This is a genomic window from Streptomyces sp. NPDC051913 (genome assembly GCF_044593635.1).
Taxonomy (GTDB): domain Bacteria; phylum Actinomycetota; class Actinomycetes; order Streptomycetales; family Streptomycetaceae; genus Streptomyces.
The window spans coordinates 211,624-237,087 of the sequence record NZ_JBIUCI010000003.1; the positions used below are offsets into that span (position 1 = coordinate 211,624).

At 70.7% G+C, this 25,464-nt stretch carries 26 protein-coding genes; 12 read left to right on the forward strand and 14 right to left on the reverse strand.

Annotation, left to right across the window (positions count from 1 at the left end):
* Positions 1-127 precede the first annotated feature (127 nt).
* The 4 genes from ACIHIX_RS09910 to ACIHIX_RS09925 are packed head-to-tail and all read left to right on the forward strand — an operon-like array spanning position 128 to position 4,138.
* Positions 128-856, forward strand: a complete 729-nt coding sequence (locus ACIHIX_RS09910; protein WP_399952448.1) for a tRNA-dependent cyclodipeptide synthase — start codon at positions 128-130, stop codon at positions 854-856.
* Positions 846-2,033 (forward strand): cytochrome P450, encoded by a 1,188-nt coding sequence (locus ACIHIX_RS09915; protein WP_399952451.1) that lies wholly within the window; start codon positions 846-848, stop codon positions 2,031-2,033. The genes ACIHIX_RS09910 and ACIHIX_RS09915 overlap by 11 nt, the downstream gene beginning before the upstream one ends.
* 60 nt (positions 2,034-2,093) lie before the next feature.
* The gene (locus tag ACIHIX_RS09920) at positions 2,094-2,786 is read left to right on the forward strand and encodes a response regulator transcription factor (protein ID WP_399952454.1); all 693 of its coding nucleotides are present in this window, start codon (positions 2,094-2,096) and stop codon (positions 2,784-2,786) included.
* On the forward strand, positions 2,783-4,138 hold the full coding sequence (locus ACIHIX_RS09925) for a sensor histidine kinase (RefSeq protein ID WP_399952457.1): 1,356 nt from the start codon (positions 2,783-2,785) through the stop codon (positions 4,136-4,138). The genes ACIHIX_RS09920 and ACIHIX_RS09925 overlap by 4 nt, the downstream gene beginning before the upstream one ends.
* Here the strand turns inward: ACIHIX_RS09925 and ACIHIX_RS09930 are convergent.
* Positions 4,104-4,613 (reverse strand): SgcJ/EcaC family oxidoreductase, encoded by a 510-nt coding sequence (locus ACIHIX_RS09930; protein WP_399952460.1) that lies wholly within the window; start codon positions 4,611-4,613, stop codon positions 4,104-4,106. The two genes, ACIHIX_RS09925 and ACIHIX_RS09930, sit on opposite strands and share 35 nt — an antisense overlap.
* A 159-nt stretch (positions 4,614-4,772) precedes the next feature.
* The gene (locus ACIHIX_RS09935; RefSeq protein ID WP_399952463.1) at positions 4,773-6,842 is read right to left on the reverse strand and encodes a tetratricopeptide repeat protein; all 2,070 of its coding nucleotides are present in this window, start codon (positions 6,840-6,842) and stop codon (positions 4,773-4,775) included.
* Positions 6,843-6,905: 63 nt separating this feature from the next.
* Between ACIHIX_RS09935 and ACIHIX_RS09940 the strand changes: the two genes are divergently transcribed.
* On the forward strand, positions 6,906-7,637 hold the full coding sequence (locus ACIHIX_RS09940; protein ID WP_399952466.1) for a TSUP family transporter: 732 nt from the start codon (positions 6,906-6,908) through the stop codon (positions 7,635-7,637).
* Here the strand turns inward: ACIHIX_RS09940 and ACIHIX_RS09945 are convergent, their stop codons facing one another.
* The 4 genes from ACIHIX_RS09945 to ACIHIX_RS09960 form a co-directional block, all read right to left on the reverse strand.
* Positions 7,638-8,132 carry a Uma2 family endonuclease gene (locus tag ACIHIX_RS09945; RefSeq protein WP_399953753.1) on the reverse strand — a complete coding sequence of 165 codons (495 nt, stop codon included), beginning with the start codon at positions 8,130-8,132 and terminating at the stop codon, positions 7,638-7,640. It abuts the gene before it with no gap.
* Between the two features lie 128 nt (positions 8,133-8,260).
* Positions 8,261-8,920, reverse strand: a complete 660-nt coding sequence (locus ACIHIX_RS09950; RefSeq protein WP_399952469.1) for a DUF5063 domain-containing protein — start codon at positions 8,918-8,920, stop codon at positions 8,261-8,263.
* Positions 8,913-9,512, reverse strand: coding sequence for a recombination mediator RecR (gene recR, locus ACIHIX_RS09955; RefSeq protein ID WP_329336605.1), 600 nt, complete (start codon positions 9,510-9,512; stop codon positions 8,913-8,915). Before recR ends, ACIHIX_RS09950 begins: the two co-directional genes overlap by 8 nt.
* Before the next feature lie 99 nt (positions 9,513-9,611).
* Positions 9,612-9,953, reverse strand: coding sequence for a YbaB/EbfC family nucleoid-associated protein (locus ACIHIX_RS09960; protein ID WP_399952472.1), 342 nt, complete (start codon positions 9,951-9,953; stop codon positions 9,612-9,614).
* A 297-nt stretch (positions 9,954-10,250) separates the two neighbouring features.
* Between ACIHIX_RS09960 and ACIHIX_RS09965 the strand changes: the two genes are divergently transcribed.
* Complete coding sequence (locus tag ACIHIX_RS09965; protein WP_399952475.1) at positions 10,251-11,000, forward strand: SLATT domain-containing protein; 750 nt, start codon at positions 10,251-10,253, stop codon at positions 10,998-11,000.
* Positions 11,001-11,154: 154 nt separating this feature from the next.
* On the opposite strand, the gene ACIHIX_RS09970 is transcribed toward ACIHIX_RS09965, so the two are convergent.
* A complete protein-coding gene (locus ACIHIX_RS09970) occupies positions 11,155-13,116 on the reverse strand; it encodes a protein kinase (RefSeq protein WP_399952478.1) in 1,962 nt (653 codons plus the stop codon).
* 215 nt (positions 13,117-13,331) lie between these two features.
* Here ACIHIX_RS09970 and ACIHIX_RS09975 point away from each other — a divergent pair, with 215 nt between their 5' ends.
* The 3 genes from ACIHIX_RS09975 (at position 13,332) to ACIHIX_RS09985 (ending at position 16,276) form a co-directional block, all read left to right on the forward strand.
* Positions 13,332-14,687, forward strand: coding sequence for an aspartate aminotransferase family protein (locus ACIHIX_RS09975; protein ID WP_399952481.1), 1,356 nt, complete (start codon positions 13,332-13,334; stop codon positions 14,685-14,687).
* Positions 14,688-14,809: 122 nt separating this feature from the next.
* Positions 14,810-15,514, forward strand: a complete 705-nt coding sequence (locus ACIHIX_RS09980; protein ID WP_399952484.1) for a GntR family transcriptional regulator — start codon at positions 14,810-14,812, stop codon at positions 15,512-15,514.
* A gap of 111 nt (positions 15,515-15,625) precedes the next feature.
* On the forward strand, positions 15,626-16,276 hold the full coding sequence (locus tag ACIHIX_RS09985) for a hypothetical protein (RefSeq protein ID WP_399952486.1): 651 nt from the start codon (positions 15,626-15,628) through the stop codon (positions 16,274-16,276).
* A 6-nt stretch (positions 16,277-16,282) separates the two neighbouring features.
* Here the strand turns inward: ACIHIX_RS09985 and ACIHIX_RS09990 are convergent, their stop codons facing one another.
* Positions 16,283-16,573 (reverse strand): hypothetical protein, encoded by a 291-nt coding sequence (locus tag ACIHIX_RS09990; protein ID WP_399952489.1) that lies wholly within the window; start codon positions 16,571-16,573, stop codon positions 16,283-16,285.
* A 182-nt stretch (positions 16,574-16,755) separates the two neighbouring features.
* Between ACIHIX_RS09990 and ACIHIX_RS09995 the strand changes: the two genes are divergently transcribed.
* Positions 16,756-17,700: an NAD(P)H-binding protein gene (locus ACIHIX_RS09995; RefSeq protein ID WP_399952492.1), complete on the forward strand. Its 945-nt coding sequence runs from the start codon at positions 16,756-16,758 to the stop codon at positions 17,698-17,700.
* A 46-nt stretch (positions 17,701-17,746) separates the two neighbouring features.
* Here ACIHIX_RS09995 and ACIHIX_RS10000 read toward each other — a convergent pair whose 3' ends face one another.
* From ACIHIX_RS10000 to ACIHIX_RS10020, 5 genes are all read right to left on the reverse strand, one after another.
* Positions 17,747-18,745 carry a peptidoglycan-binding protein gene (locus tag ACIHIX_RS10000; protein ID WP_399952495.1) on the reverse strand — a complete coding sequence of 333 codons (999 nt, stop codon included), beginning with the start codon at positions 18,743-18,745 and terminating at the stop codon, positions 17,747-17,749.
* Between the two features lies 1 nt (position 18,746).
* Positions 18,747-18,923, reverse strand: a complete 177-nt coding sequence (locus ACIHIX_RS10005) for a hypothetical protein (RefSeq protein ID WP_399952498.1) — start codon at positions 18,921-18,923, stop codon at positions 18,747-18,749.
* A 40-nt stretch (positions 18,924-18,963) separates the two neighbouring features.
* Entirely contained in the window at positions 18,964-19,833 is an 870-nt protein-coding gene (locus ACIHIX_RS10010) for a helix-turn-helix domain-containing protein (RefSeq protein ID WP_399952501.1), read from the reverse strand.
* 82 nt (positions 19,834-19,915) lie between these two features.
* Complete coding sequence (locus tag ACIHIX_RS10015) at positions 19,916-21,712, reverse strand: bifunctional metallophosphatase/5'-nucleotidase (RefSeq protein ID WP_399952504.1); 1,797 nt, start codon at positions 21,710-21,712, stop codon at positions 19,916-19,918.
* 152 nt (positions 21,713-21,864) lie between these two features.
* The gene (locus ACIHIX_RS10020) at positions 21,865-23,148 is read right to left on the reverse strand and encodes an adenylosuccinate synthase (RefSeq protein ID WP_399952506.1); all 1,284 of its coding nucleotides are present in this window, start codon (positions 23,146-23,148) and stop codon (positions 21,865-21,867) included.
* A gap of 219 nt (positions 23,149-23,367) precedes the next feature.
* On the opposite strand from ACIHIX_RS10020, the gene ACIHIX_RS10025 reads away from it, so the two are divergent.
* Positions 23,368-24,225, forward strand: coding sequence for a diacylglycerol kinase family protein (locus tag ACIHIX_RS10025; protein ID WP_399952509.1), 858 nt, complete (start codon positions 23,368-23,370; stop codon positions 24,223-24,225).
* A gap of 239 nt (positions 24,226-24,464) precedes the next feature.
* On the opposite strand, the gene ACIHIX_RS10030 is transcribed toward ACIHIX_RS10025, so the two are convergent.
* A complete protein-coding gene (locus ACIHIX_RS10030) occupies positions 24,465-24,977 on the reverse strand; it encodes a hemerythrin domain-containing protein (protein WP_399952511.1) in 513 nt (170 codons plus the stop codon).
* Positions 24,978-24,994: 17 nt separating this feature from the next.
* Here ACIHIX_RS10030 and ACIHIX_RS10035 point away from each other — a divergent pair, with 17 nt between their 5' ends.
* Positions 24,995-25,420, forward strand: coding sequence for a DUF6086 family protein (locus ACIHIX_RS10035; RefSeq protein WP_399952514.1), 426 nt, complete (start codon positions 24,995-24,997; stop codon positions 25,418-25,420).
* The last annotated feature ends 44 nt before the right edge of the window (positions 25,421-25,464 follow it).

A 25,464-nucleotide genomic window follows, 5' to 3' on the forward strand; every position in this document is an offset into this window, starting at 1 on the left:
CTCGGCAAAGTGGGCCAGGTCACCCGTTGACGCTCTCCGTAGTCGAACGCTAACTTCGCGTCGTCGTCGCCACACCAGGAGCACTCGGCTCCCCCGGGACTAGCGACGCGCGAAGGACTCCCTTCCCTTGACGACTGCGACCGTCTCAGAGATCCAGCACGTCACCCCCGCCGGCCTCTTCGAGGTCCGCCCCTTCACCGCGCACTGCGAGGTCATCCGGGCGGCCGGCGACCACGCCGTGATCGGGGTCTCCCCCGGCAACAGCTACTTCTCCGCCCGCCGGGTCCTGGACCTGGCCCGCTGGGCACTGGCCCACTTCGAGCGGGCCGACTTCGTCTACACGGACCTGCACGTGGCCGAGATGTACGAGGCCTCCGGCTATCCGGCCGACGAAGCGCGCCGCAAGGCGGTGAAGAATCTGCGCGGGGTGCGCGCGAAGGTGCAGGCCGCCGTCCGGGCGGCGGACCCCGGCGGGACCCGCCTCCTCGCCCATGCCATGTCGGACCTGCGGACCGTCCCCGCCTACCGAGACCTGCACGCCCACCTCACCGCCCGCCTCACCACCGACGACGAGTTCCGCACGACCTGCGAACAGCTCGTCGGCACCTTCCTCGCCGGCAGGTCGACGGACGTGACCGAGGCGCAGCGCCAGGTCTGCATGGCGTACGTCTGCGCCGAGGCCCCGCTCTTCCTGGACACCCCGGCGATCCTGGGCGTCCCGTCCTCCCTGAACTGCTACCACCAGCTCCTGCCGATGGCCGAGCTGCTGTACGCCCCCGGCGCCGGCCTGCGCGCCTCGCGCAACCAGGGCCACGCGATCGTGACGCCCGCCGAGGAGGTGCGTGTTGTCCGCTGACACCCTCATCGACTTCCCGTTCTCCTGGCGCGGCGACCGACTCCCGGCCGAGGTCGAGGAGTTGCGGTGCAACTCCCCCGTACGCCGGGTCCGCACCATCGCGGGCGACGAGGCCTGGCTCGTCTCCTCCCACGCCCTGTGCAAGCAGGTCCTCGAAGACCCCCGCTTCAGTCTCAAGGAGACCTCGGCGCCGGGCGTGCCCCGGCAGTACGCGCTGACGATCCCGCCCGAGGTCGTCAACAACATGGGGAACATCACGGGCGCCGGGTTGCGCAAGGCCGTACTGAAGGCCCTGAATCCGAAGTCGCCGGGGCTGGCGGACTGGATGCGGGGGTACGCCGGTGAGCTCGTCGACGGTCTGGTCCGCGAGGGCGCTCCGGTGGATCTGCGGGGCGGTTTCGCCGACCCGTACTCGGCCGGCATGCACTGCCGCATCCTCGGCGTCCCGCGGGCGGACGCGCCGCGGCTGATGCGGAGCCTGGACCTCGCGTTCATGAACTCGGCGTGCCCGGTGGCCGGGGCCCGGCTCAACTGGGACCGGGACATCGCGTACATGACCGAGCGGCTGGACGACCCGGCGACGACCGGTCTGATGGCCGAGCTGGCCGCCCTGCGCGCCGACCCCGACTACGCGCATCTCACCGACGGGATGCTCGCGACCGTCGGCGTCACGATGTTCGGCGCGGGGGTCGTCTCCACCGCCGGGTTCCTGACCATGGCCCTGGTCTCGCTGCTCCAGCACCGGGAGCTGCGGGCCGAGCTGGTCGCCGACCCCGGGCGGATCCCGGCGGCGGTGGAGGAGCTGCTGCGGATCAACCTGTCGATCGGGGACGGACTGCCGCGGCTGGCGCTGGCGGACGTACGACTGGGGGAGGTCCAGGTCAGGGCGGGCGAGCTGGTCCTCGTCCTCGTCGAGGGCGCGAACTTCGACCCGGCCGCCTTCCCCGACCCGCACCTCGTCGACCTCGCCCGCCCCAACAGCGCCGCGCATCTGTCCTTCGGCGGCGGCCGGCACTACTGCCCGGCGACCGCCCTCGCCCGGCGGCACGCCGAGATCGCCCTGGAGGCGCTGCTGGAGCGGATGCCGAGATTCCGCCTCGCGGTGCCGATCGAGCAGCTGGTGTGGCGCACGGGCTTCATGAAACGCCTCCCGGAGCGTCTGCCGGTCATGTGGTGACCACGCGCTGAGGGCCTCGGTGACCGGCCGTCTTTAAACTTCAAGCACTATGGTTCGCCTGTGCGCGTACTGCTGGTGGAAGACGATGAACCGGTCGCCGAGTCCCTGCGGCGAGGACTGCTGCGTTACGGCTTCGAGGTGGCCTGGGTCACCACGGGCGGCGCCGCCCTGAGGCACGACGAGCCCTACGACGTCGTACTCCTCGATCTCGGTCTGCCCGACACCGACGGCCTCGACGTGTGCAAGGCGCTGCGCGAGCGCGGCAACATGCCGATCATCGTGATCAGCGCGCGCAGCGACGAGACGGACCGGGTGGTCGGCCTTGAGCTCGGCGCGGACGACTACGTCTCCAAGCCGTTCGGGGTACGGGAGGTCATCGCGCGGATAAGGGCGGTGATGCGGCGCGCCCAGCCGAAGACGGGCGTCGCGGCCGGCCCCGACCGGTACGGCGACCGTCTCACCGTCGACCGCAAGGCGGCGCGGGTCCGGCTGGACGGCGAGGAGGTGGCCCTCGCGCCCAAGGAGTACGACCTGCTGGCCTTCCTCACCGAGGAGCCGGGCGCGCTGATGTCGCGCGAGCAGATCATGGAAGCGGTCTGGGACGCGAACTGGTTCGGCCCGACGAAGACGCTGGATGTGCATGTGGCGGCGCTGCGGCGGAAGTTGGCGGGCGCGATCACCATCGAGGCGGTGCGGGGGGTCGGTTTCCGCCTGGAGATCGTCAAGGACGACGGGGCTGACGGGACGTCATGAACCGTCAGCTCATCCGGAGTTACATTCTTCTCGTCGCGGTGGCGATCCTGCTGTTCACGGTTCCGGTGGCGTTCACGCTCACGAGCCAACTGCGGGGCGACACCAAGCAGTCCGTCCTGCGCGAGGCGAACACCATGGCGCTGTTGCTGGGCAACGGCGACCGCACCTCGTGCGAGGCACTCAACGAGGTGGCCCAGGCCTACGACGAGAAGACCCCCGGCACCGTCGAGGTGACGCCGACCAGCGACTGCGTCCCCGACCTGCCCGCGCCGTCCTCGGACACGGCGCTGGACCGGGCCGTCCACGAGAACGCGGCGACGACCGACTGGGGTTCCGACTTCGTCTGGGGCAAGCATCTGACGGTCACCGTCCCGGCCGAAGGCGAAGCCGCCGTACGGATCGTCTACTCGACCTCGGACATGACGACCAGGCTGTGGCAGATCTGGGGCTTCCGGGCCGGGCTGGCGGTGCTGGTGCTGGCCGCCGCGGCGGCGATCGGCGCGTACGCCGCCCGCCGGATCACCGCCCCCTTCCGTGAACTCAACGCCATGGCCAGCAAGTTCAGCGACGGCGACCTCACCGCGCGCTCGCCGGTGACCGGCCCGCCGGAGACCCAGACGCTGGCCCGCACCCTGAACCAGGGCGCGGAACGCCTGGACACCCTGGTCGCCTCACAGCGCATCTTCGTGGCGGACGCCTCACACCAACTCCGCACTCCCCTCACGGCGTTGCGCCTCTCCCTGGACAACATCGCGGACGGTGTGGACGACGAGTTCGTGCGGGAGGACGTGGAGCAGGCGACGGCGGAGGTGGTCCGGATGAGCCGCCTGGTGAACGGACTGCTGGTGCTGGCGCGGGCGGAAGCGAAGGTGACGGCCGCGGAGCCGCTCTCGTTGCGGGACATCGTCGAGGAGCGGCTGGCGGTGTGGAGACCGGCCGCCGACGAGCGCGGAGTCACCATCGCGCTTGGGGGGAGTAGTGCCGACGGCCGGCCGTCTGTGCTGGCCAGCCCCGGTCATCTGGACCAGGTGCTGGACAACGTGCTCTCGAACGCCCTGGAGGTGTCACCGGACGGCCGCACGATCACGGTCTCCTACGAGACGCGGGGCGACGAGGTCCTGCTGTCCGTCCTCGACCAAGGTCCCGGCATGTCCGACGCGGAGAAGTCCCGCGCCTTCGACCGGTTCTGGCGTGGCCAGGGTCTGACCGGGCGCTCCGGGTCCGGGCTGGGCCTCGCCGTCGTCAAACAGCTGGTGACCGACGACGGCGGGACCGTGACCCTGGCGGATGCGCCCGGGGGTGGGCTGGCGGTGCGGATCAGCCTTCGGGCATCGCCGAGGAGTGGTGGTTGACGATCTTCCACTCGCCGTTCCGCTTCTCGTACTCGTAGGTGTAGCGGGCCTCGACGACGCGCTTGGCGCCGGTGTCGGGGTCGGTGAGCGTGAACTCGTAGACGCCGGCGTCGAGGGCGGAGTTCTTGTCGAGGACGTTGATGTGCGTCTCGATCTTCTTGCCGACCGGCTTGTTCTGGAGGAAGTGCTCGAAGTAGTCGACGATGCCGGCGCGGTCGGTACGAACCTTGTTGGAGACGGTCGGCAGCAGCACCGCGTCCTTGGCGTACCGGTCGGCGACGGTCTCGGCGTCGCCGGTGCGCAGGGCGGCGTTCCAGCCGTCGAAGAGGGCGGCGATCTCGGCCTTGGCAGGCTTCTTGCCCTGCTTCGCCTTCTCCGGCCCGGCGACACCGACGCCGGCGGCGAAGGTGCCGACGGCGACGAGGGCACCGGCGGTGACGATGGCTGCACGCTTGGTTATCGGGCGAGGGGTCATCTCATCTCCAGTGCGGGCGAGTTGCTTCGGGGGTTGCTTCCGGTTGCGGTTGCGTTTCCGCCCTTTCGGAAGTGACTCCAGACTCGCGTGGCGCTGGTTAGGGGTGGTGCAGGTGAGATGCAGGGGAGGGACAAGAAGCGGACAAGGTACGGAGGGTGATCACCCGGGCGCTTCAGGTGAGGAGGTCAGACGGGCGTAGTACGCACGAAGCTCTTCGAGATGCGGGGTCTCACCGAGCAGTCGCTCCCAGTCGCCGATGAGCTGGACGACCAGCTCGCGGGCACGGTCGGAGGCGCCGACCGTACGCCACAGGAACGTGGCGAACGCCCGGCGGGTGTTGAGCGTTGCCCGGCTCGTCTCACCGTAGATGCGCTCCCTACGCGCGATGCACCGCTCGAAGTCGGCCGTGGCCTCCTCGATGTCCCCCGCGGCTGCGCGGGCCCAGATGAGCTCCCAGTGGACCTGGTCGTAGAACCTGTTGCCCTCCCCCCGGGTCGCCTCCATCCTGGCCAGCCACCGCTCGATCGTGGCGGCGGCTTCGGTCGCAGCGGCGCCTTCGCCCTCCTCGACGCTGTACCTCAGCGCCTTGGCCCACACCGCCCACACGTCGAGAGCGACGTCGTGGTCGCTCCCCAGGACCCGTTCGGCTCGCGTCGCGTTCTTCTTCGCCAGCTTCAGCGCTTCCCGCAACCGACCGGCATCCAGCAGAACTTGGGCCAGGACCGCCCGGGTCTCGAATGTCTCCGGGTCCATCGCGCCGAACACCCGCACCTGGTCAGCCAGATGCCGCTCCAGTAGCTCGGTCGCGCGGGCGTGGTCATCGACGTACCAATACGCCTCGGCCCGATTCCGGCGCAGAGCGAAGGTGACCTCGTCGCGGGGCCCGAAGGCACGCTCCGCCGCCGTCACCGCCCGCTCGTGCAGTTCCATCATGCGGCTACGCCCATACTCCTCCGAGGACTTGAGTCCGCCCATGTTGAACAGCCAGGCCTCGGACTCGCCGTCGGTCTCCGGGTCGGTGTGCCCGGCGAACGCCTCCAAATGCGTGAGCCACCGCACGTCCGCGTCGATGCCACGGAAGGTGTCACTGTTGTCGAGCAGCACGCGTGCGGCCTCATGCCCCGCGCCGCTCTCCGCCCGAGCCACCGCCTGCACCAGCCGGTGCACCGAGATGGTGTCGCCGTCGTGCACCTTGACCAGACTGTGCGCAGCCAACCGCCGCACGGCCTCCGTGACCTCCACCGGAGTCCCCATCGCCTCCAGATAGGCCCGCGGAATCCCCTCCGGCGCCCACCACCCCACAACCCCCAGGATCCGCCCCGCCAACGGCGTATCGGCCAGCCGGTCCAAGGAGACCCGCCACACCCGCGCCACCGTACGGGCCCGATCGGTCCCCTCGGCCGACTGCGCGAACACCGACTCGGGATAGGCGGCCAGCAGTTCCAGGTACCGCCCCGCCGAGATCCCCGCCTCCGCGCAGTACGCCGCCGCCTGCTCGACGGCGAGCGGCAGATACCCCAACTCCCGGCACAAGGCGTCTACTTCCTCCCCCGGCCCGTCGATCCGCTCGAACAACTCGGCCGCCTCCGCCGGGGCCAGCACGTCCAGCGACAGCGGCCGCGCCAGCTGATGCCACCCACTGGCCCGCCGCGTAGTGATCAGGAACCGTCCACCCGTGGCCCGCCCCAACAACGGCCGCACATCCGCCGGATCGGACACGTTGTCCAGCACCAGCAGCCACCCCTCATGCCCCGCCAGCCACTGCACGGCCCGCTCACGCAGCGCCTCCCGGGACAGCACGTCCCGCAGCGCGGGCTGTAACGCGACCGCCAACTCGGCGAGCCCGGCGTCGAGATCGGCCACCGTCTCCGCGGTGATCCACCAGACCGGGTTGTACGACCCCACCCGCCCCGCCGCCCAACGCGCCGCCAGCGTCGACTTGCCGATGCCGCCGAGCCCGTGGACGGCCTGTACGACCACGCCGTTGGCATCCCTGAACGCATCGTCGAGCAGAGCGAGTTCGCGTTCACGACCGACGAACAGCGAGGTCCGATCGGGCAGGTTCACCAGCCCCTCCGGTGCCGAGGAGGGCAGCGCGAACGCCTCCGCCGGGAAGGACTTCTCGGCGTACATCGCGATCGAGCCGTCCCCGGTGAGCGCCTGCCGTATCCCGTGCCCGGCCGCGATCGACCGCCGCCCCGCCGCCTCGGCCCTCGACTCCCCCGTCATACGGTCATCATGGCGCCCGCGAACACGCAGACGCACCACGTTCCGGGCGAAGGAGACCGAACCATGACAGGCGGATGGCAGGGCGACGTACTACTGGGAGGCATCGTCCTGCTCGGCTCCTCCGTCCAGTGGCTCACCGGCATGGGCTTCGCCCTGGTCGCCGTACCCGCCCTGATCCTGCTGCTCGGGCCGGCGCAGGGGGTGGTGCTGGCCAACTGCGCCTCGGGGGTGATCTGTGTCGTGGGGCTGATGGACGGGTGGCGGCGGGTACGGCTCGCGGCGATGGTGCCGTTGTGTGTGGCGGCGGCCTGCACGGTGCCTGCCGGGGCCTGGATGACCCGCCAACTCCCCGAACCTGTGCTCCTGTTGGTCATGGGAGGGCTGGTGACCGTCGCCGTCCTGCTGGTCATGCGCGGCGCCCGCCTCCCCGCCCTGCGCGGCACGAAAGGGGCCGTGGCCGCCGGGGCGGCGGGCGGGTTCATGAACTCCGCGGCGGGGGTGGGCGGCCCGCCGATATCCCTGTATGCCCTCAACGCGGGTTGGACGGTACGGGAGTTCGTGCCGAACGCCATGTTCTACGGCGTCGTCGTCAACGCGTTCTCCGTGGCGGCGAACGGGGTGCCCGAGCTGAGCGCGCCGAGGTGGCTCACGGTGGTCGCGGCGATGGGGGCGGGCGGGGTCATCGGCAGGGGCCTCGCTTCCCGCATTCCGGAGAAGCGGGCCCGCTTGCTCGTGCTGCTGCTGGCCCTGACGGGCGGGGTCACGGCGCTGGGCAAGGGGTTGTGGGGGCTGTGATCAGTCGGCGAACTCCTTGAGGGGCTCGGTGTCGAGGGTGATGTTCACCGGGGCGGGGAGCTTGACGGTGGCTCCGAAGGGTTTGTTCAGCTGCCGGCGGTAGCGGCCGTCCTCTGGCTCGGTGAATACGGTCACGGTGCAGTCGTCCCGGTCGATGAGGAGGTAGACCGGGACACCGGCGGCGGCATAGCCATCGGGCTTCTCGACGCGCAGGTACGGGTCCGTTTCGGGGTCGCGTGCCGTGACCTCGACCGTCATCAAGACCCCTGCCGGATCGCTCCACTCACCGTGTCCGACGAAGTGCCGTGCCGGTGCGAGTACACCGTCGGCCGGCACGCGCCCTCCGCCATCGGCCTCCGTCCGCAGGCCTCGGTACGGGTAGAGCCATGGGCCGCTCGACTGCCCCGCCCACCGTCGTTGCAGCCAGGCGAGGATCTCGCTCCGATTCCCGTCCGGTCCGGGCTTCACCGTGAGACGGCCTCCGATGAACTCCAGCGCTCGGTGACGTCGATGACCTCGGCGGCGCCTGGCAGGCCGCCGCCGTTGCGCGGGGTGGGGAGGAACGTGTCACGTTGTGGGGCGCAGCGTACTCGCCGCGCCCCACAACGTACGGAAAAAGCCGGTTACTTCGCCGGCCGTACCCCCAGCGGCTCGCCGATCTCCTCCGCCATCACCCGGCCCGCCTCGAATTCCAGCGTCTCGTCGCCCATGCTCTGGTCGGTGTCGAGGCCGTCGAGTTCTTCGAGGGGCTGGTTCAGGCGGACGTGGGCCAGCACGGAATGCAACGCCCTGAGCGTCGCGGACGCCGTCGTGCCCCAGTTGGAGAAGTAGGAGAACTGCCACCACCACAGGGCCTCCGTGGTGCGGCCCGCGCGGTAGTGGGCCATGCCGTGGCGGAGGTCGGTGATGACGTCCGTGAGGTCGTCGGAGATCCGGGCCGGGACCGGGGACTTGCGCGGCTCGTAGGGGTCGAAGACCTCCGAGTAGACGTCGATCGGCTCCAGGAGGCGGGCGAGGTTCTCGCGGAGTTCGTCCACGTCCGGCTCCGGGCCGAGGTCGGGCTCGTAGCGCTCGTCCGGCACGATGTCCTCGTGCGCGCCCAGGCGGCCGCCCGCCAGCAGGAGCTGGGAGACCTCCAGGAGGAGGAAGGGGACGGCCGAGTCGGGCTCGTCGCCCTTCGCCACCTCGGCCACCGCCACCAGGAAGCTCTCGATCTGGTCGGCGATCTGGACGGCGAAGTCGTCGGGGTTGTGCGCGGTCGCGTGCAGTGTGGCGTCAGACATCTAGGAGTCGTCTCCCCTCGAAGGCGCGGCCGAGGGTCACCTCGTCCGCGTATTCCAGGTCGCCACCCACCGGGAGGCCGCTGGCCAGGCGGGTGACCTTGAGGCCCATGGGCTTGATCATGCGGGCGAGGTAGGTGGCGGTGGCCTCGCCCTCCAGGTTGGGGTCCGTGGCCAGGATCAGTTCCGTGACCGTCCCGTCGGCCAACCTGGCGAGAAGTTCTCGTATACGCAGGTCGTCCGGTCCGACCCCCTCGATCGGGCTGATCGCGCCGCCCAGGACGTGATACTTGCCCCGGAACTCCCGGGTGCGCTCGATCGCCACCACGTCCTTCGGCTCCTCCACCACACAGATGACGGTGGGGTCGCGGCGGGGGTCACGGCAGATGCCGCACAGCTCCTCCTGTGCCACGTTGCCGCAGGTCGCGCAGAAGCGGACCTTCGCCTTGACCTCCATCAGAGCCTGTGCGAGGCGCCGTACGTCCGTCGGTTCCGCCTGGAGGATGTGGAAGGCGATCCGCTGCGCGCTCTTGGGACCGACGCCGGGCAGCCGCCCCAGTTCGTCGATGAGGTCCTGGACCACGCCTTCGTACAACGGACTGCCGTCCTTCCTGGGGTTCCTTACACGTACGTACGGTAGTTGGCGGACCGCCTTCTTCGGAAGGCAGGCCCGGTCCGGAGGGACAGGCCCGTCCTAGAAGGGCAGGCCGGGGATGCCGCCGCCCCCCAGGCCTTGCGCCAGCGGGCCCAGTTTCTGCTGCTGGAGCGTCTGCGCGTTCTCGTTGGCCGCCTGTACGGCCGCCACGATCAGGTCGGCGAGGGTCTCGGTGTCGTCCGGGTCCACGGCCTTCGGGTCGATCTTCAGGGCGCGCAGCTCACCGGAGCCGGTGACCGTCGCCTTCACCAGGCCGCCGCCGGACTGGCCGTCGACCTCGGTCCGCGCCAGTTCCTCCTGTGCGTTCGCCAGGTCCTGCTGCATCTTCTGGGCCTGCTGGAGCAGCTGCTGCATATTGGGCTGGCCACCACCGGGGATCACGATCAGCTCCCGCTCTTAGGTCTGTGTCTTGCGCTCGTCTGGTGCTCGTCTGGTGCTCGTCCTGTCCTCTGCAATGAGCCTACGTGCTCCGCGCAGCCATCGCCCCAGCACTCTTTCGAGTGAGATGACGTCGAGTCCTATACCTGATCAAGCCCCACTTCCGGGCGGAAAAGAGGTGAAAGCTGTCCCTTCGCCACCCATTGGGAGGTAGGAAAGGTCCGGCACGTCGGCATCATGCGTCACACGTGCATTACGCAGCGTGATCGATCGTGGTCGTGGTCGTGGAGGGAGTGCCGGGTGGGTCAGCCGGAGATGCAGCCCGAGGGTCCGCCTCAGGACGGGCGGGGCGAGGGGGCGGCCGGACTGCGGCCGGGCGATCTGATGGGACGCTCCTTCCCGCTCGGCGACTGGGGGGAGCCCGCGCTGCGGCTGGACGAGCTGTACCGGTGGGTGGAGCGCGGGGCGCTCGACACCGCCGCCTGGTATCTCATCGACCGGGTGTGGAAGCGGCGCGGGGCGCGGGCGCTGCGTACGGGCGCCGCGGCCGGGGCGGTGGCCGGGGCGGCGCTGCCGCTCCTCGACCTCACCGGGGTCGTCGGCGGGGGCGCGCCCTGGGGGTATCTGGCGCTGCTGCTCGCCGGCGCGTGCATGGCCGTCGACCGGTTCTTCGGGGTGACGTCCGGGTGGATAAGGGATGTGGCCACCGCCCAGGCCGTGCAGCGTCGGCTTCAGGTGTTGCAGTTCGACTGGGCCGCCGAGAGTGTGCGGGAGGTGCTCGGTCCCGCGGAGGGCACGGCCGGGGAGGCCGCGGAGCGGTGTCTGGGGGTGCTGCGGCGGTTCTCGGAGGACGTGACCGAGCTGGTGCGGGTGGAGACGGCGGACTGGATGGTGGAGTTCCGGACCGGGCCCGCGCCGCTCGGGATCCAGTCGGCGGTGGCGTCCGTGCCGCGGCAGGACGGGGGTGGGGGGCAGGGGCGGTTCCCGTTGCCGCCGGGGAACGGGGCTCGGCCGAACATGCCTCGGCAGCGGCCGCCTGAGCCCAGGTGACCGGGCGCCTCGGGTGGCGTCTCGGCGGCGGTCGCGCTGCGGTTGGGCGCACCTCGCCCTCGACGGCGACGAGGTTCTCTGCGCTCAGCCGTTCCACCGACGGGACCGTACGAGTGCGCGGCCTCAACTTCCCTGCTATGGCGCCGACTTCGGGCTACTGCTTGGTGTACGTCAGCTTCTCCCCGTTGCTCGTGTTCACCCGCTCCAGGGTGCCGTCGGAGCGCAGGATGATCTCGGTGGCCGCGCCCGGGGTGCAGGAGGAGGCGGGCTGGCCGACGGACACCGTGGACGGGCCGATCTCCAACGGGCCGTCGCTGCCGGGGGATTCGGTGAGGGCGGCCCGGAAGACGCAGTGGTAGTCGGGGCCGTCGGCGACGAGGGAGAGGACGGTGTCGCCCACCTTGCCCTCCTGGATGGTGAGTTGGCGGGCGTGCTGCCCCTCGGCGTTGTCGATCGTCGCGGTCCACGTCCCGAGGTAGCCGGCGGGGACCGTGCCGTCGGCCGGGGCCGAGGTGGAGGCCGACGGGGACGGCGAGGGCGAGGGGGCGTCGGTGGTCGGGCCGGGGGTGGTGGGCGCGGTCGCCGTGGGCGTACCTCCGTCGCCTCCGCTCTTGTCGTCCGCGTCGCCGCCGTTGCTCATCAGCGCGTAGACCGAACCACCGGCGCCGAGCGCGACGACCAGCGCGACGGCGACGAGCGCGATCGTGGAGCGGCCGTTGCGGCGCGGGGGGTCGGGCTGGGGGTGCGGTTGCGGCGGGTAGGGGGCGCCCCCGGGGCCGTAGGGAGGGGTCGTACCCGGGCCGTACGGAGGGGTCGTACCCGGGCCGTACGGAGGGGTCGCGCCGGGTGCACCGGGTGCGCCGCTGTACGGGTTGTACGGCGCCGGGGCTCCCGGCGTCCATGCCTGCTGCGGGTGGCCGTAGGCGGGAGTGGCCGCGGGCGGCTGAGGGTGATGCTGGGGATACCCGTAGGCGGGGTGGGCGGGCGGTGGAGTCTGCGCGTGGCCCGCCTGGCCCGCGTATCCCGCCGGGGTGGCCGGAGTGGGTGGAGGCGTCACCTCCCCCTGCTGCCCGACCACCGTCGGCAGATGGTTCAGCGGTGCCCCCGGCTGACTCGGCTGGGGCGGCGCGGAGGCGCCCTCGGCGGCGGCCGGCGCGTGCTCGGGAGGCACCTCACCGCTCGCCCCGTCCCCGCTCTCCGGATCCTCCGTGTCCAGCAACTGCACGGCATGGCGCCCGAGTTGGGCCACCAGGGCGCTCGGCAGCCACGGGTCGCGGGAGCGTCCACCGGACACCGTGTCCTCGGCGCCGGTGCGGTCGAGGACCTGGTCCAGGGTGGGCCGGGCGGCCGGGTCCTTCCGCAGACAGTCCCGGACGAGATCGGCGAGGCCCTCCGGCACTCCCTCCAGGTCGGGTTCCTCCTGGGCGATCCGGAACATCAGGGCGTGCACCCCGCTGCCCCCGGCGCCGAAGGGAAGCGTGCCGGTGGCGGCGTACGCGAGCACGGAGCCGAGGCAGAAGACGTCGCACGCGGGCGTGATCCGGTCGCCCCGCACCTGCTCGGGCGCCATGAAGCCGGGCGAGCCGACGAGTGCGCCGGTCCTGGTCAGGCCGCCGTCGGTGACCGTCTCCAGGGCCCGCGCGATGCCGAAGTCGATGACCCGGGGCCCGTCGATGGTCACCAGCACGTTGGAGGGCTTCAGGTCCCGGTGGATGATCCCGGCCGCGTGGATGTCCTTCAGCGCGTGGGCGAGCCCGGCGGCGAGGATCTTCACCGACCGCTCGGGCAACGCGCCATGGTCATGACCGACGACCTGCTGGAGGCTGGGCCCGGCGACGTACCCGGTGGCGAGCCAGGGCACGGCGGCCTCGGTGTCGGCGTCGAGGACGGGCGCGGTCCAGTGGCCGCCGACCTGCCGGGCGGCCTGCACCTCCTGCCGGAACCGGCCCCGGAACTCCTCCTGCTGGGCCAGCTCCTCACGCACCAGCTTCACGGCGACGGTCCGCCCCCGGTCCGACCGGGCGAGGTACACCTGCCCCATGCCCCCGGCCCCGAGCCGCGCCAGCAGCCGATACGCCCCGATCCGGTGCGGATCCCCGGCCCCCAGCTTCTCCATCGCAGGCCCTCCCCGACGTCCCCCGTTGTGCGCCTGTGCAACAGCCCCACGATAGTGCGGGGGCAGGGGGAGATGAGCGGGCCGGGTTCGACGGTTCCGTAACGCCGGGCCGGCGCAGAACAGGCTCCAAGCCCGACAACCTGTCGCGGAAACCCCCCGTCCACAGACAGGACGCCGATACCGCTTCCGCATCGCGGACATTTACGCTCACGGACATGACCCCTCAGCCCAACCCCGAGGTCGGCGCCGCCGTGAAGGCCGCGGACCGTGCTCATGTGTTCCACTCCTGGTCCGCGCAGGAGCTCATCGACCCGCTCGCCGTCGCCGGCGCGGAGGGGTCGTACTTCTGGGACTACGACGGCAAGCGGTACCTGGACTTCACCAGTGGCCTCGTCTACACCAACATCGGCTACCAGCACCCGAAGGTCGTCGCCGCGATCCAGGAGCAGGCCGCGACCCTGTCCACGTTCGCGCCCGCGTTCGCGATCGAGGCCCGCTCGGAGGCGGCCCGGCTGATCGCCGAGCGGACGCCCGGCGACCTGGACAAGATCTTCTTCACCAACGGCGGGGCCGACGCCGTGGAGCACGCGGTACGGATGGCCCGGCTGCACACCGGGCGCCCCAAGGTGCTCTCCGCGTACCGGTCGTACCACGGTGGTACCCAGCAGGCGATCAACCTCACCGGTGACCCGCGCCGCTGGGCCTCCGACAGCGGCTCCGCCGGTGTCGTGCACTTCTGGGCGCCGTACCTCTACCGCTCCCGTTTCTACGCGGAGACCGAGGAGCAGGAGTGTGCCCGGGCGCTGGAGCACCTGGAGACCACGATCGCCTTCGAGGGGCCGGCGACCGTCGCCGCGATCATCCTGGAGACCATCCCCGGCACGGCCGGGATCATGGTGCCGCCGCCCGGCTATCTCGCCGGGGTGCGCGAGATCTGCGACAAGTACGGGATCGTCTTCGTCCTCGACGAGGTCATGGCCGGGTTCGGGCGCACCGGTGAGTGGTTCGCGGCGGATCTCTTCGACGTCGTGCCCGACCTGATGACCTTCGCCAAGGGGGTGAACAGCGGGTACGTCCCGCTCGGCGGTGTCGCCATCTCCGGCGCCATCGCGGAGACCTTCGGGAAGCGGCCGTACCCCGGCGGTCTGACGTACTCCGGGCATCCGCTGGCCTGTGCCGCCGCCGTCGCGACGATCAACGTCATGGCGGAGGAGGGTGTCGTCGAGAACGCCAAGAGCCTGGGGGCGGCCGTCGTCGAGCCCGCCCTGCGCGAGCTCGCCGAGCGGCACCCCTGCGTCGGCGAGGTGCGCGGCGTCGGCATGTTCTGGGCGCTGGACCTGGTGAAGAACAGGGAGACCCGCGAGCCGCTGGTGGCGTACAACGCGGCCGGGGAGGCGAACGCCCCGATGGCCGCGTTCGGCGCCGCCGCGAAGAAGCACGGCATCTGGCCGTTCATCAACATGAACCGCACCCATGTGGTGCCGCCGTGCAACGTGTCCGAGTCCGAGCTCAAGGAGGGCCTGTCCGCGCTGGACGCGGCGCTCTCCGTGGCGGACGAGTACACGGAGTAGCCGCAGGGGGCGCCCTGAGGGTCGCTGCGCGGGTAACCACGGGAAACCCGAACGCGTAAGGTGGCGTGCTCGTAGACATGTACGTGCACGCCACCCGAACGCCCCCAGGGAGAGGCCCGACCATGCCCGGCAGCAGCGGCAACGGCGCCGTGACCCGCAACACCCTGCGGCAGCAGATCGCCGACGCGCTTCGCGACGAGGTGCTGGGCGGCCGGCTCCAGCCGGGGCAGGAGTTCACGGTCAAGGAGATCGCCGAGCAGTACGGGGTGTCCGCCACCCCGGTGCGCGAGGCGCTCGTCGATCTCGCCGCTCAAGGACTGCTGGAGGCCGACCAGCATCGCGGCTTCCGGGTCCACGAGTACTCGGTCGAGGACTACCGCGGCATCATCGAGGCCCGCAGCCTCGTCATCGACGGCATGTTCCAGGCCCTGGACCGCGGTCACAAGGGCTTTGTGAACGACCCCGACGGGACCCGCGTCCTCGCCGTCCTCACCGGGGTGAGGCGCCGGGGCGAGGAGGCGCAGCGGGCGGCCGCGGCCGGTGACCTCACCGTGCTGATCGGCTATGACCTGCGGTTCTGGCGCGAGTTGAGCTCGGTCTTCGGCAACCCCTACCTCGCCGACTTCCTGCACCGGCTGCGCGTGCAGTCCTGGGTGTGCGCGGTGCAGCATCTGCGCCGGCTGACCGATCTGCGCGGACAGCTGTGGGCCGACCACACCGAGCTGGTCGACGCCCTGGTCCGCCGGGACACCGCCGCCGCCCGGGAGATCGTCGGCGCGTACAACGCGCAGTCCCTCGCGGTCATCGAGCGCCTGGCCGGGGAATGAACGATGCGCACCGGCTTTGGGTATGGGACGTTCACGACTACTCTTCCCTGACCGCTTCGCTACACGGAGCTATGACCGCCGTGCCGCACCGAGCTATCCGAGGAGCCCTCTTTGGCCTGTGACCTGTGGCTGGTACCGCTCGTCGACGTGTTGTGCCACACGCCCGACAACCCGTTCGCCGAGGAACTCGCGCAGTACAACAAGGTGCTGGCCGAGTCCGGCCTGCCGCCGGTGCCGGTGTACCAGTACATGCCGGGACTGTCCGGCGAGGTCGCCCCGGTGGCCGGCTTCGACTACGACGCCCTGCACTTCCTGCGCCGCGCGTATCTGCTCCAGGTCTGCGGGCTGCCCGTCACGCCGGTCGACGAACTGGGCGGGGACTACGAGCAGTTGCTGGAGATGTTCGAGACGACCGCCCAGCAGTCGCACCTGGTCTGGCACTACGACCACGCGGGCGCGTACGTCCCCGTCGACTTCCCGCACCCGCTGGCCAACGACGAACTCCTCGCGGGCGGCGGTCCCTTGGGTTCCGCGCAGACCCTGCTGCGGGAGCTTCAGCTGGTCGGCCCGTCGATCGGCATAGACCCCGGCAACCCCCCGGCGGCACCCCAGCCACCCCTGGGGCCCACGGAGTTGGAGGAGCCGGCGGTCCCCGCGCCGTACGACCCCAGCCCCTTCTCCCGTGAACGGCACGTCTGGCTTGGCCTGCACGCGGCGGCGACCCGGAGCCTGGCACAGGGCTCGATGATCATCTTCAGCTGACGGAAGCTACCGCAGCTGGGACAACCCCTTCTGCAGATCCTCGGCGTTCATGACCGGAGTCAGGTCCAGCTCGGCGTCGAGGTCCATGAAGAAGGGCTCGCCGAACGGCGGCATCTGGGAGCTGTCCTGCATGTCGAAGACCAGGTAACAGGTGCGGACACCATGGTCGAGGGTGAAGTAGGCGGCCTCGGGCTTGATGTTCCCCAGGGCTTCCTGCATGAGCTGGGGCATTTTGCCGCTGCGGATGACCTCGTTGGCCTTCTCGGTGTTCATGGACGCCTTGAGCAGGACGCGCATCGCACTCACCTTCTTCCGTCGGTGGACACGCGCATGTTTACAGCGTAGGCGCGCCCGCCCGATATGTCCCTTTTCCGTGGGGCCCCTACTCCTCCGGGAGACCCCGGGACGCCTCCCCGGGTGCGACGCGCGCCGAGCCGTCCGGGAGCACGCTGAAGCCGTACCCGAAGGGAGATACGGCGATGATCCTGGTGACCGGTGCGACAGGGCATGTGGGCGGCGAGCTCGTACGACGGCTGGCGGCGTCCGGCGAGCCCGTACGGGCCATGACGCGGCGCCCGCGCGAGGCCCGCTTCCCGGCCGGCGTGGAGCCGGTGTACGGCGACGCGGCCGACCCGGCGAGTCTGGCGGCGGCGTTCGCGGGTGCCTCCGCGGCCTTCCTGATGTCGGCCCAGCCGGTGGGCACGGCCCCCGCCCCCACCCACGACCTGGCCCTGGCGGAGGCGGCGCGGGAGGCGGGCGTACGGCGCCTGGTGAAGCTGTCGGTGCTGGACGGAGGCGGCACGGGCGGCGACGAAGACGGTGACGGCGACCCGATCGTCCGCTGGCACGCGGCGGCGGAGGCGGCGATCATCGACCGGTTCCCGGTCTGGACGCTCCTGCGCCCCGGCCGCTTCATGTCCAACGCCCTGCAATGGGCACCCCGGCTCCGCGCCGGCGACGAGGTGGCGATCCCCTTCGCCGACCGCCCGGCGGCGAGCATCGACCCCGCGGACCTGGCGGAGATCGCGGCCCTGGCCCTGACGACCGACGAACACGCGGGCCTGACCCATGAGCTGAGCGGCCCCGAGTCCCTGACCCCGGCCGAGGAACTCTCACTCCTCGGCCACGTCATCTCCCGCGACCTGCGCGTCCGCCCCGTCCCGCCCGAGGCGGCCCGCGCGGCCATGGAGCGCTACGGCTTCCCACCCGACGTCGTCGACGCGATCCTCCACCACACCCTCGACGACGACCGCGGCACGGAAGTCCTCCCGACGGCGGCGAAGGTACTGGGACGACCGGCACGGACGTTCACGCAGTGGGCGGGGGCGCACGCGGACGCGTTCCGAACGGGGCGACAGGCAGCCGGATCGAACCGCGGGCTGAACGGCTGGTTCACGCGGCAGGTGGGCGCGAGCAACGCATGACAACGCGGCCCGGCCTCACCATGTCCCGGCGTCAGGGGCATGAGGGCTAGAACGTGCCCGCGTTCAACGCCGTCTGGAGATGGCGGGTGGTGTCCGCGCCCCACTGGCCGTCGACGCCCGAACCCACCTTCTTCTGGAGGGCCTTGATCGTGTTGGGGCCGATCACGCCGTCCGGCGTCACCTTCAGATAGGACTGGAGCGCCTTCTTGGTGAGCGGGCCGAAGGAGGCGTCGACGGAGAGCTTGGCGCCGTGCTTGTTGAGGGCGCGCTGGAGGGCCGCGGTGGTGGCGGGGCCGAAGTCGCCGTCCACCTTCAACTTTCCGGCGGCCGGCGGACGCGGGGTCGGCTGGGTGGGCTTGGTGCCACCCTTGAGCGCGGACTTCATGACGGCGGCGGACCGGGGCCCGTACTCGCCGTCGACCGTCAGCCCGTACTTCTTCTGGAAGGCCCGTACCGCGGTGTCGGTGGCCGAGCCGAAGTCACCGTCCACGACGAGGCCCGACTTCATGACGGTGTTCAGGTTGCTCTGCAACGTCTTGACCGCCGCGCCCTTGGAGCCCTTGCGCAGGATGCCGTCGGTCGACGGCAGCGGGCTGGCGTCGCCGTAACTGGGCCGGCCGTAACCCACCACACAGGCGGAGTTGCGGCTGCGCCGCTGGCACTTGTCGCTGGTGTTGCCCTCGATGGTGGTGATGGTGCCGTTGGAGTGCACCGCCTCGACCACACCGACATGGTCGATGCGGCTGATGCTGCGGCTGCCGTCCCAGTCGAAGAAGACGATGTCCCCGGGGCGGATGCCGCCCAGGCCGTAGTGCCAACGGCCCCGCGACTGGAAGTTGTTGGCGTGCGCGACGGTGTACGCGAACTTGCCGCCGACCGCGCTGAGGTTGTCCGAGTGGGCGGCGGCGTAGCTGACGGTCATGTCGCACCACGCGTCGTCGAAGCCGTACCAGTCGGTGACCTTGTTGCTGTTGGAGCCGGGCGGGTACTCCCCGGTGCCGATGAGTGCGCGCATCTGCGCGAGCATCCCCGCTACGGAACCCATCTCAGACCTCCGCGTTCTCGGGGAAGACGGAGATGTCCCCCTTGACGACCTTCTTCGGGTCCTGGCTCACCCCGGACTGGTCCGGGTCGACATCGAACACCCCGGCGCCACCCCGCGGTTCGACGGGCTTCTGCGCGCTCGCCGCCGCAGCGGCGGCGACGGCTTCGTTCTCGGCCATACGGTTCCCCCATGGATGTGAATGCGGTTGGTGCTGGTTCTCATCCCTGAGTCTGCTGAGCCGCGAGGGGAGTGTCGTTGGCGGTACGCGCACTGTTTGTTGGCAGGGAGCGCACCCGGAACGCCGACGGCGCCACGCCGTACGCGGTGCGGAACGCCCGGCTGAAATCGGCGGGTTGGGCGAACCCCCAGCGGGCCGCGATGAGATGCACCGGCACATGGGCGAGGCGCGCGTCGGCCAGGTCGCGGCGGCAGCGCGCCAGCCGCTGCGCCTTGATCCAGGCGGCCACGGTCAGGCCCTCACGCTGGAAGAGCCGATGCAGGTAGCGGGTCGAGATGTGGTGCGCGGCGGCCACGTCGTCGGGAGTGAGACGGCCGTCGCCCAGGTGTTCCAGGATGTAGGCCTGGATCCGCGGGAGGTGGGGTTCCGGGCGGACCTGCGAGGGCTTCAAGTCCAGCAGCGCGCCCGCGAGTTCGAGCACCGCCCGGCCCAGCCGCCGTTCTTCCGCGGGCCGGTACGGGGTGGTGTCCCGGGCCAGTGCCGTCAGTAACCCGGCGACCAGCCCGCCCAGCCCTTCCCGGCCACTGAACGTACGCGCCACACACCGCGCCGGATCGCCGGGGACGACGGGCAGATGGGCGGTGACGACCGTGTTCCGGGGCGCGGTGAACGCCAGCCGGAACGGCCGTCCCCCGTCCAGCAGCACCAGCTCCCCGCACCCGGTCCGTGCCGTCCGGCCCTCCTGGTCGAGGACGAGCTCCCCGGCCAGCAGCAGCGCCAGATGGTACGGCCCCCCGCCGCCCCCGGCCAGCGACCGGGCCGGGCAGCGCACGGCGGACACCCGCACCCCGCCCAGCTCCCGCACGCTCCCCGGTCTGCCCAGCTCGCCGATCCAGCCTTCCGTATCCATCGGTCCCCCCGAAGCGAATGAGTACGTCCGGTACCAGAGTTACCAAGTCCTCATAAACGTCCGGTGGACGCCTGTGTCCCCGTCAGAACACAGGCGTGCCGTCCTGCGTGAGCTTCCAGTTCGTCGCCGCGAAGTCGGCCGGGTCCAGCGTCCCCTTCGCCGTCACGTAGTCGATCATCAGCTGGCGGATCTCGTTCGTGGAGCTGTACGCGATGTCGGCGGTCGCGATGTGCGGGTATCCCGAACCGCCGTTGGCCCGGTAGTTGTTGACGGCGACGACGAAGACCTGGTCGTCGGCGACGGCCGTACCGCCGTAGGTCAGGTTCCTGATCCTGGACCCCTCCGGCGCCGCGATGTCGATCTCGTAGGAGACGCCCGCGGCGGTGTCGTACATGTAGTCCCAGAAGCTGTTGGCGTTGGTGAGCGTGGCGGTGTCCACGGCCGTGCCCGCCGGGACCTGGTGGTAGTACTTCGCCGCGTACTCCAGGTAGTCCCTGAGCTGGGCGCCGGTGAGCTTCTTGCCGTACAGGGTGTTGTCGTAGATGTAGAGCCCGGCGATGTCCTTGATGGTGACGCTGCCGGCCGGGATGTCGGCGGTGCGGGAGAAGGGCGCGGCGACGGAGATGAGCGGCAGCGCCGCGTCGGACGTCGACAGGCCCGTCCTCACCGTGTCCAGCTGCACCTGGTGGATGAAGTCCATGATCGGGACGTCCTTCCAGCAGGAGTCCGCGGCGGACAGGTCCTGTGTGCACGTCCCCACGGCCGTGTTGACGTACTTGACCACCAGCTCGTGGTCGGCCTCAAGGAGCCTCCTGATCTCCGGGTCCTCGTCGACGCCCTTCGGGTCGAGGGTCTGCGCGGTCTTCCTGGTGACCTTCCAACGCCCGTGCTCCAGCTCGACCTCGAAGTCGAAGACGCTGAGCCGGTAGCCCCAGCAGTACGGTTCGGACAGGAGCACCTCCTCGCCCGTCTCGGCGTTCTTCACGGTGTACGACGGGACCTCGACGTGGGTGTGGCCGACGAGGATCGCGTCGATGCCGGGGACCTGCTCGGCGACGAGGTTGGAGGCGTTCTCGACGTACGGGAGCGCGTCGCCGTACGAGGTCGAGCCGTCGAGTCCGGAGTGGTCGGTCAGGAAGACCACGTCACACCCCAGCGCCCGCAGCCGCGGCACGTACTTCTTCGCCTGCTCGACCAGCCCCGGGAAGACCATCCTCCCGCTCACGTTGTCCTTGTCCCACAGGGCGATACCGGGGTTGGTGAGTCCGAGGACGCCGACCTTGATGTCCGGCGCGCCCGGCACACAGATCCGCTTCACGGTGTACGGCGGGAAGGCGGGCCTCAGCGTCCTGGCGTCCAGCGCGTTGGCACCGAGGAGCGGGAAGCGGCACTGCTCCTCGAACTTTCGCAGCACCTCGATGCCGTAGTTGAACTCGTGGTTGCCGAGGGCGGCGGCGTCGTAGCGCATGTGGTTCATGGCGACGGCCATCGGGTGCTTCGGCGCGCCCTTGTCGGTGATGGGCCGCACGCGCGCGAAGTAGTAGGCCAGCGAGGTGCCTTGGATGATGTCTCCGGCGTCGACGAGCAGGACCCGGTGCTCGCCCTTGGCCGCGCGCTGCTGCTTGATGAGCGTGGCGACCCGGGCGACCCCGACCGAGTTGCCCTTGGCGTCGCTGTAGGCGGCGTCGTTGTAGTAGTCCCAGTCGAAGACGTGGCTGTGCAGGTCGGTGGTGCCGAGGACGGAGAACGACCAGGTGCGGGGCGGGTGTTCGGCGGCCTGCGCCTCGCCGGTGGCGAGTGTTCCGGCGACGGCGACGGCCGCTCCGGTGGCGGCTGACTTCTGCACGAACTCACGGCGGTTCATGGGCGGGACGGGCATGGAGGGCTCCTGGGACGGGAGAGGGAGGAGGGCGCAACTACCCGCGTAGATAGTTGCCTTCCGCCACTTCCCGACGGAACCAGGAACACCCCAGAAACAAGCCATGGGCCGGTCAAGGAGTTCCATGACCGGCCCATGGGCGTTGATACGACCTACAGGAACGAGTTGATCTCGATCGTCTCGTCCCGGCCCGGGCCCACGCCGATCGCGGAGATCGGGGCGCCGGACATCTCCTCCAGCGCCTTGACGTAGTTCTGGGCGTTCTTCGGCAGGTCGGAGAAGGACTTCGCCTTGGTGATGTCCTCGGACCAGCCCGGCAGGGTCTCGTAGATCGGCTTCGCGTGGTGGAAGTCGGTCTGGGAGTACGGGAGCTCCTCGACGCGCTTGCCGTCGATCTCGTAGGCCACACAGACCGGGATCTGCTCCCAGCCGGTGAGGACGTCGAGCTTGGTGAGGAAGAAGTCCGTGAGGCCGTTCACGCGGGTCGCGTAGCGGGCGATCACCGCGTCGAACCAGCCGCAGCGCCGGTCACGACCCGTGGTCACACCACGCTCGCCACCGATCCTGCGCAGCGCCTCGCCGTCCTCGTCGAACAGCTCGGTCGGGAACGGGCCCGAGCCGACACGCGTGGTGTACGCCTTCAGGATGCCGATGACCCGGCTGATCTTCGTGGGTCCTACGCCGGCACCGGTGCAGGCGCCGCCCGCGGTGGGGTTGCTGGAGGTCACGAAGGGGTACGTGCCGTGGTCGATGTCGAGGAGCGTGCCCTGGCCGCCCTCGAAGAGGACGACCTTGTCGGCCTCCAGCGCCTGGTTCAGGACCAGGACCGTGTCCGCGACGTACGGCTTCAGCCGGTCCGCGTAGGACAGCAGCTCCTCGACGACCTGGCCGACCTCGATGGCACGCCGGTTGAAGACCTTGGTCAGCAGCTGGTTCTTGCCGTCGAGCGCCGCCTCGACCTTCTGGGTGAGGATCGACTCGTCGTACAGGTCCTGGATCCGGATCCCGACACGGTTGATCTTGTCGGCGTACGTCGGACCGATGCCGCGTCCGGTCGTGCCGATCTTCCGCTTCCCGAGGAAGCGTTCCGTCACCTTGTCGACGGTCACGTTGTACGACGTGATGAGGTGGGCATTACCGCTGATCAGGAGCTTGGACGTGTCGACGCCTCGCTCGTTCAGCCCGTTCAGCTCGGAGAACAGGACCGACGGGTCGACGACGACACCGTTGCCGATGACCGGAGTGCAATCCGGGGACAGGATTCCGGAAGGGAGCAGGTGCAGGGCATACTTCTGGTCGCCCACGACTACCGTGTGGCCGGCGTTGTTGCCGCCCTGGTAGCGCACCACATAGTCAACGGATCCGCCTAGCAGGTCCGTCGCCTTTCCCTTGCCTTCGTCACCCCACTGAGCACCGAGCAGCACAAGTGCGGGCACGCGCGTACACCCCTTCCGGGCGGGGCATGTCCAAGGTCAGGGGCGTACGCGGCACGGCCTTGTGCCTCGTACACCGGCGACCTTCTTCGGCCACCGTCGGCCGTGGTCGGCCGCGAACCCGTCGGACCCGGATGCCCCGGAATAGACGAAGCCCCTGGCGCAATAGCGCAAGGGGCTCTTGCACAAAGATGCTACCCGAGGAAGCGAGGCAGGACCGAGGTGGCGACTTCAGCGACTTCCGATCAGCTGCTGGTGGTCATCGATCCGGTCGCCCGGAGGACCGACGGCGAGTCCGTCCGCATCGCGAAAGACGTGCTCAGCGCGGGTGCGACCACGAAGGTCTGTATGCCGGAGGGCCCCGAGGAGTTCGCCCGCGCACTGGCCCGCAGGGGCTCCAGGCGCCCCGTGGTCGTCGGCGACGACCGGGCGCTGGTGCGCGCGGTGTCCCTGTTGCACCGGCAGCGGGAGCTGGCCGGATGTGCGCTGTCCTTCGTGCCGGTGGGCGGTGCGCTCTCGGTCGCCCGCTCGCTGGGTGTGCCGACGGGCGCGGTGGCCGCCGCGCGGACGGTCCTGGACGGGGTGGAACGCCGCCTGGACCTGCTCGTCGACGACAGCGACGGGGTGGTGCTGGGCGCGCTGCGCATCCCGCCGCTGCACGCGCCGGTGACGCCGGAGGAGGAAGCACAGGTGCTGCCGATGGGCACCCGGCCCTGGCTGCGGACCTGCCAGTCCCTCGTCCGCACCCTGGTCCCGGTCCGCCCCGCCCGCGACCCCGCGCCGCCCGCGCCCGGCCCCTCCCGGCTCCGGGTGGAGGTGGACGGGGTGACGCTGGTCGACCTGGGCCAGCCCGTGGAGGCGGTGTCGGTGACACCGGGCGACGGGGGGCTCGCCGAGGTCGAGGTGCGCCCGGTGTCGGTAGGCGCGGAGGCCTCCCCACTGCGGGCCAGCGGCCGCACGGTGACAGTCACCGGCACGGACTTCCGCTACCGCGCCGACGCGGGCGTGGCGGGCCCGGTACGACGCCGGACCTGGACGGTGTGGGAGGGGGCGCTGGGCCTGACGCTGCCGGGCCGGTGACGGGCCCGGGCCCGCTTCATCGGGCGGGCCGGTGCGGTGCCGGGAGAACGGCGCGCGTTGCGAGGCGTCCGACGGGGGCGGCATGGCGTTGCGAGACGTCTGAGGGCGAGGTCGGCGCGCAGGAGTCACGGCGCGGGTCCATCAGGCGTCCGGCGGGAAGCGGCCGGGGTTCATCCCGCGGGCGGGTTCACCTGGCATCCAGCCGGACGCGGCCGGCGTTCGCCCCGCGGCGCCGTCCGTCAAGCGCCCCCTCCATCAAGCCCCGGCATGCCGTGCGCCTCCCGCCACGCTGCCATCGACGTGTTCCACTCCTCCCCCGACAGAGCCGTCAGTGATGCCGGGAACAGGCCGTCCTCCTCCTTGGTGATGTGATGGTGCAGTTCCTGGACGGTCGTCGTCAGGGTGCGTACGTCGGCCGGGTCGGTGAGGTCCAGGGTCGGCAGCAGCGCGGCCAGCTCGCGGTGCTCGGTGACGAGGGCGTCGATGTGGTCGGCGTACTCAGGGTCGGCCCGCATCACCGCGAACAGGCCGTTCTCCTCGCCCCGCCAGTGGCTGTCCAGCTCGGTGGCCATCGTGTCGACCAGCTCCCGCGCCCGCCCGCTCTCCCCGCGCTCCAGCGCCCGCAGGGCGTCCCCGGCGGCGTCGGTGACCCGTTCGTGCTCGGCGATGAACTCCTTGATGAGCGGAATGTCACGGCACCCGCAGTAGTGGCACATGGGGTTGTTGTTACCGTGCCGCTCCGTCGACCACACCGGAGGCACCACCAGCCATGAGCCAGTACTTCGACCTCGGCGACGAGAGCGCCGAGACCCTGTGGAACCCCTCCGACGGGGCCGCCCGCCTCTTCCTGCGCCATGTGCGGCTCTACGAGGAGGAGCTGGGCCTTCCCTCGGGGTTCGGGCCGATGGAGAACGACGAGTGCGCGATCGACCCGGCGGCCTTCGGGGCCTACGTGGACGCCCTGCTGGCCCTGCACGACCGCACCCGGCACGGCATCATCGACGCCCTGTCCGAGGGGTTCGTGGCGACCGTGCTGGTGCTCGCGGAGCGGGCCGGCGTCGAGGTGCGGCGGCCGGTTGCCGCGGACGGGCCGGAGGGGTTGAGGGATGTGCAGGTGCCGCTGAGCGACCCGGGGGACAGGGCCGGACGGCTGCGGGAACGGGCGGAGCTGCTCGGGCGCCGGATGCCGCGCTAGGCAGACGTCCGACTTGAAGGGCTCGTCTTCTTCCGATTCCTTCC

Coding starts and splice junctions, on each gene's coding strand:
- ACIHIX_RS09925 (WP_399952457.1), top strand. CDS start 2,783: ATGAACCGTCAGCTCATCCGGAGTTACATTCTTCTCGTCGCGGTGGCG.
- ACIHIX_RS09930 (WP_399952460.1), bottom strand. CDS start 4,613: ATGACCCCTCGCCCGATAACCAAGCGTGCAGCCATCGTCACCGCCGGT.
- ACIHIX_RS09935 (WP_399952463.1), bottom strand. CDS start 6,842: ATGACGGGGGAGTCGAGGGCCGAGGCGGCGGGGCGGCGGTCGATCGCG.
- ACIHIX_RS09940 (WP_399952466.1), top strand. CDS start 6,906: ATGACAGGCGGATGGCAGGGCGACGTACTACTGGGAGGCATCGTCCTG.
- ACIHIX_RS09950 (WP_399952469.1), bottom strand. CDS start 8,920: ATGTCTGACGCCACACTGCACGCGACCGCGCACAACCCCGACGACTTC.
- ACIHIX_RS09970 (WP_399952478.1), bottom strand. CDS start 13,116: ATGGAGAAGCTGGGGGCCGGGGATCCGCACCGGATCGGGGCGTATCGG.
- ACIHIX_RS09975 (WP_399952481.1), top strand. CDS start 13,332: ATGACCCCTCAGCCCAACCCCGAGGTCGGCGCCGCCGTGAAGGCCGCG.
- ACIHIX_RS09980 (WP_399952484.1), top strand. CDS start 14,810: ATGCCCGGCAGCAGCGGCAACGGCGCCGTGACCCGCAACACCCTGCGG.
- ACIHIX_RS09990 (WP_399952489.1), bottom strand. CDS start 16,573: ATGCGCGTCCTGCTCAAGGCGTCCATGAACACCGAGAAGGCCAACGAG.
- ACIHIX_RS09995 (WP_399952492.1), top strand. CDS start 16,756: ATGATCCTGGTGACCGGTGCGACAGGGCATGTGGGCGGCGAGCTCGTA.
- ACIHIX_RS10000 (WP_399952495.1), bottom strand. CDS start 18,745: ATGGGTTCCGTAGCGGGGATGCTCGCGCAGATGCGCGCACTCATCGGC.
- ACIHIX_RS10005 (WP_399952498.1), bottom strand. CDS start 18,923: ATGGCCGAGAACGAAGCCGTCGCCGCCGCTGCGGCGGCGAGCGCGCAG.
- ACIHIX_RS10010 (WP_399952501.1), bottom strand. CDS start 19,833: ATGGATACGGAAGGCTGGATCGGCGAGCTGGGCAGACCGGGGAGCGTG.
- ACIHIX_RS10015 (WP_399952504.1), bottom strand. CDS start 21,712: ATGCCCGTCCCGCCCATGAACCGCCGTGAGTTCGTGCAGAAGTCAGCC.
- ACIHIX_RS10035 (WP_399952514.1), top strand. CDS start 24,995: ATGAGCCAGTACTTCGACCTCGGCGACGAGAGCGCCGAGACCCTGTGG.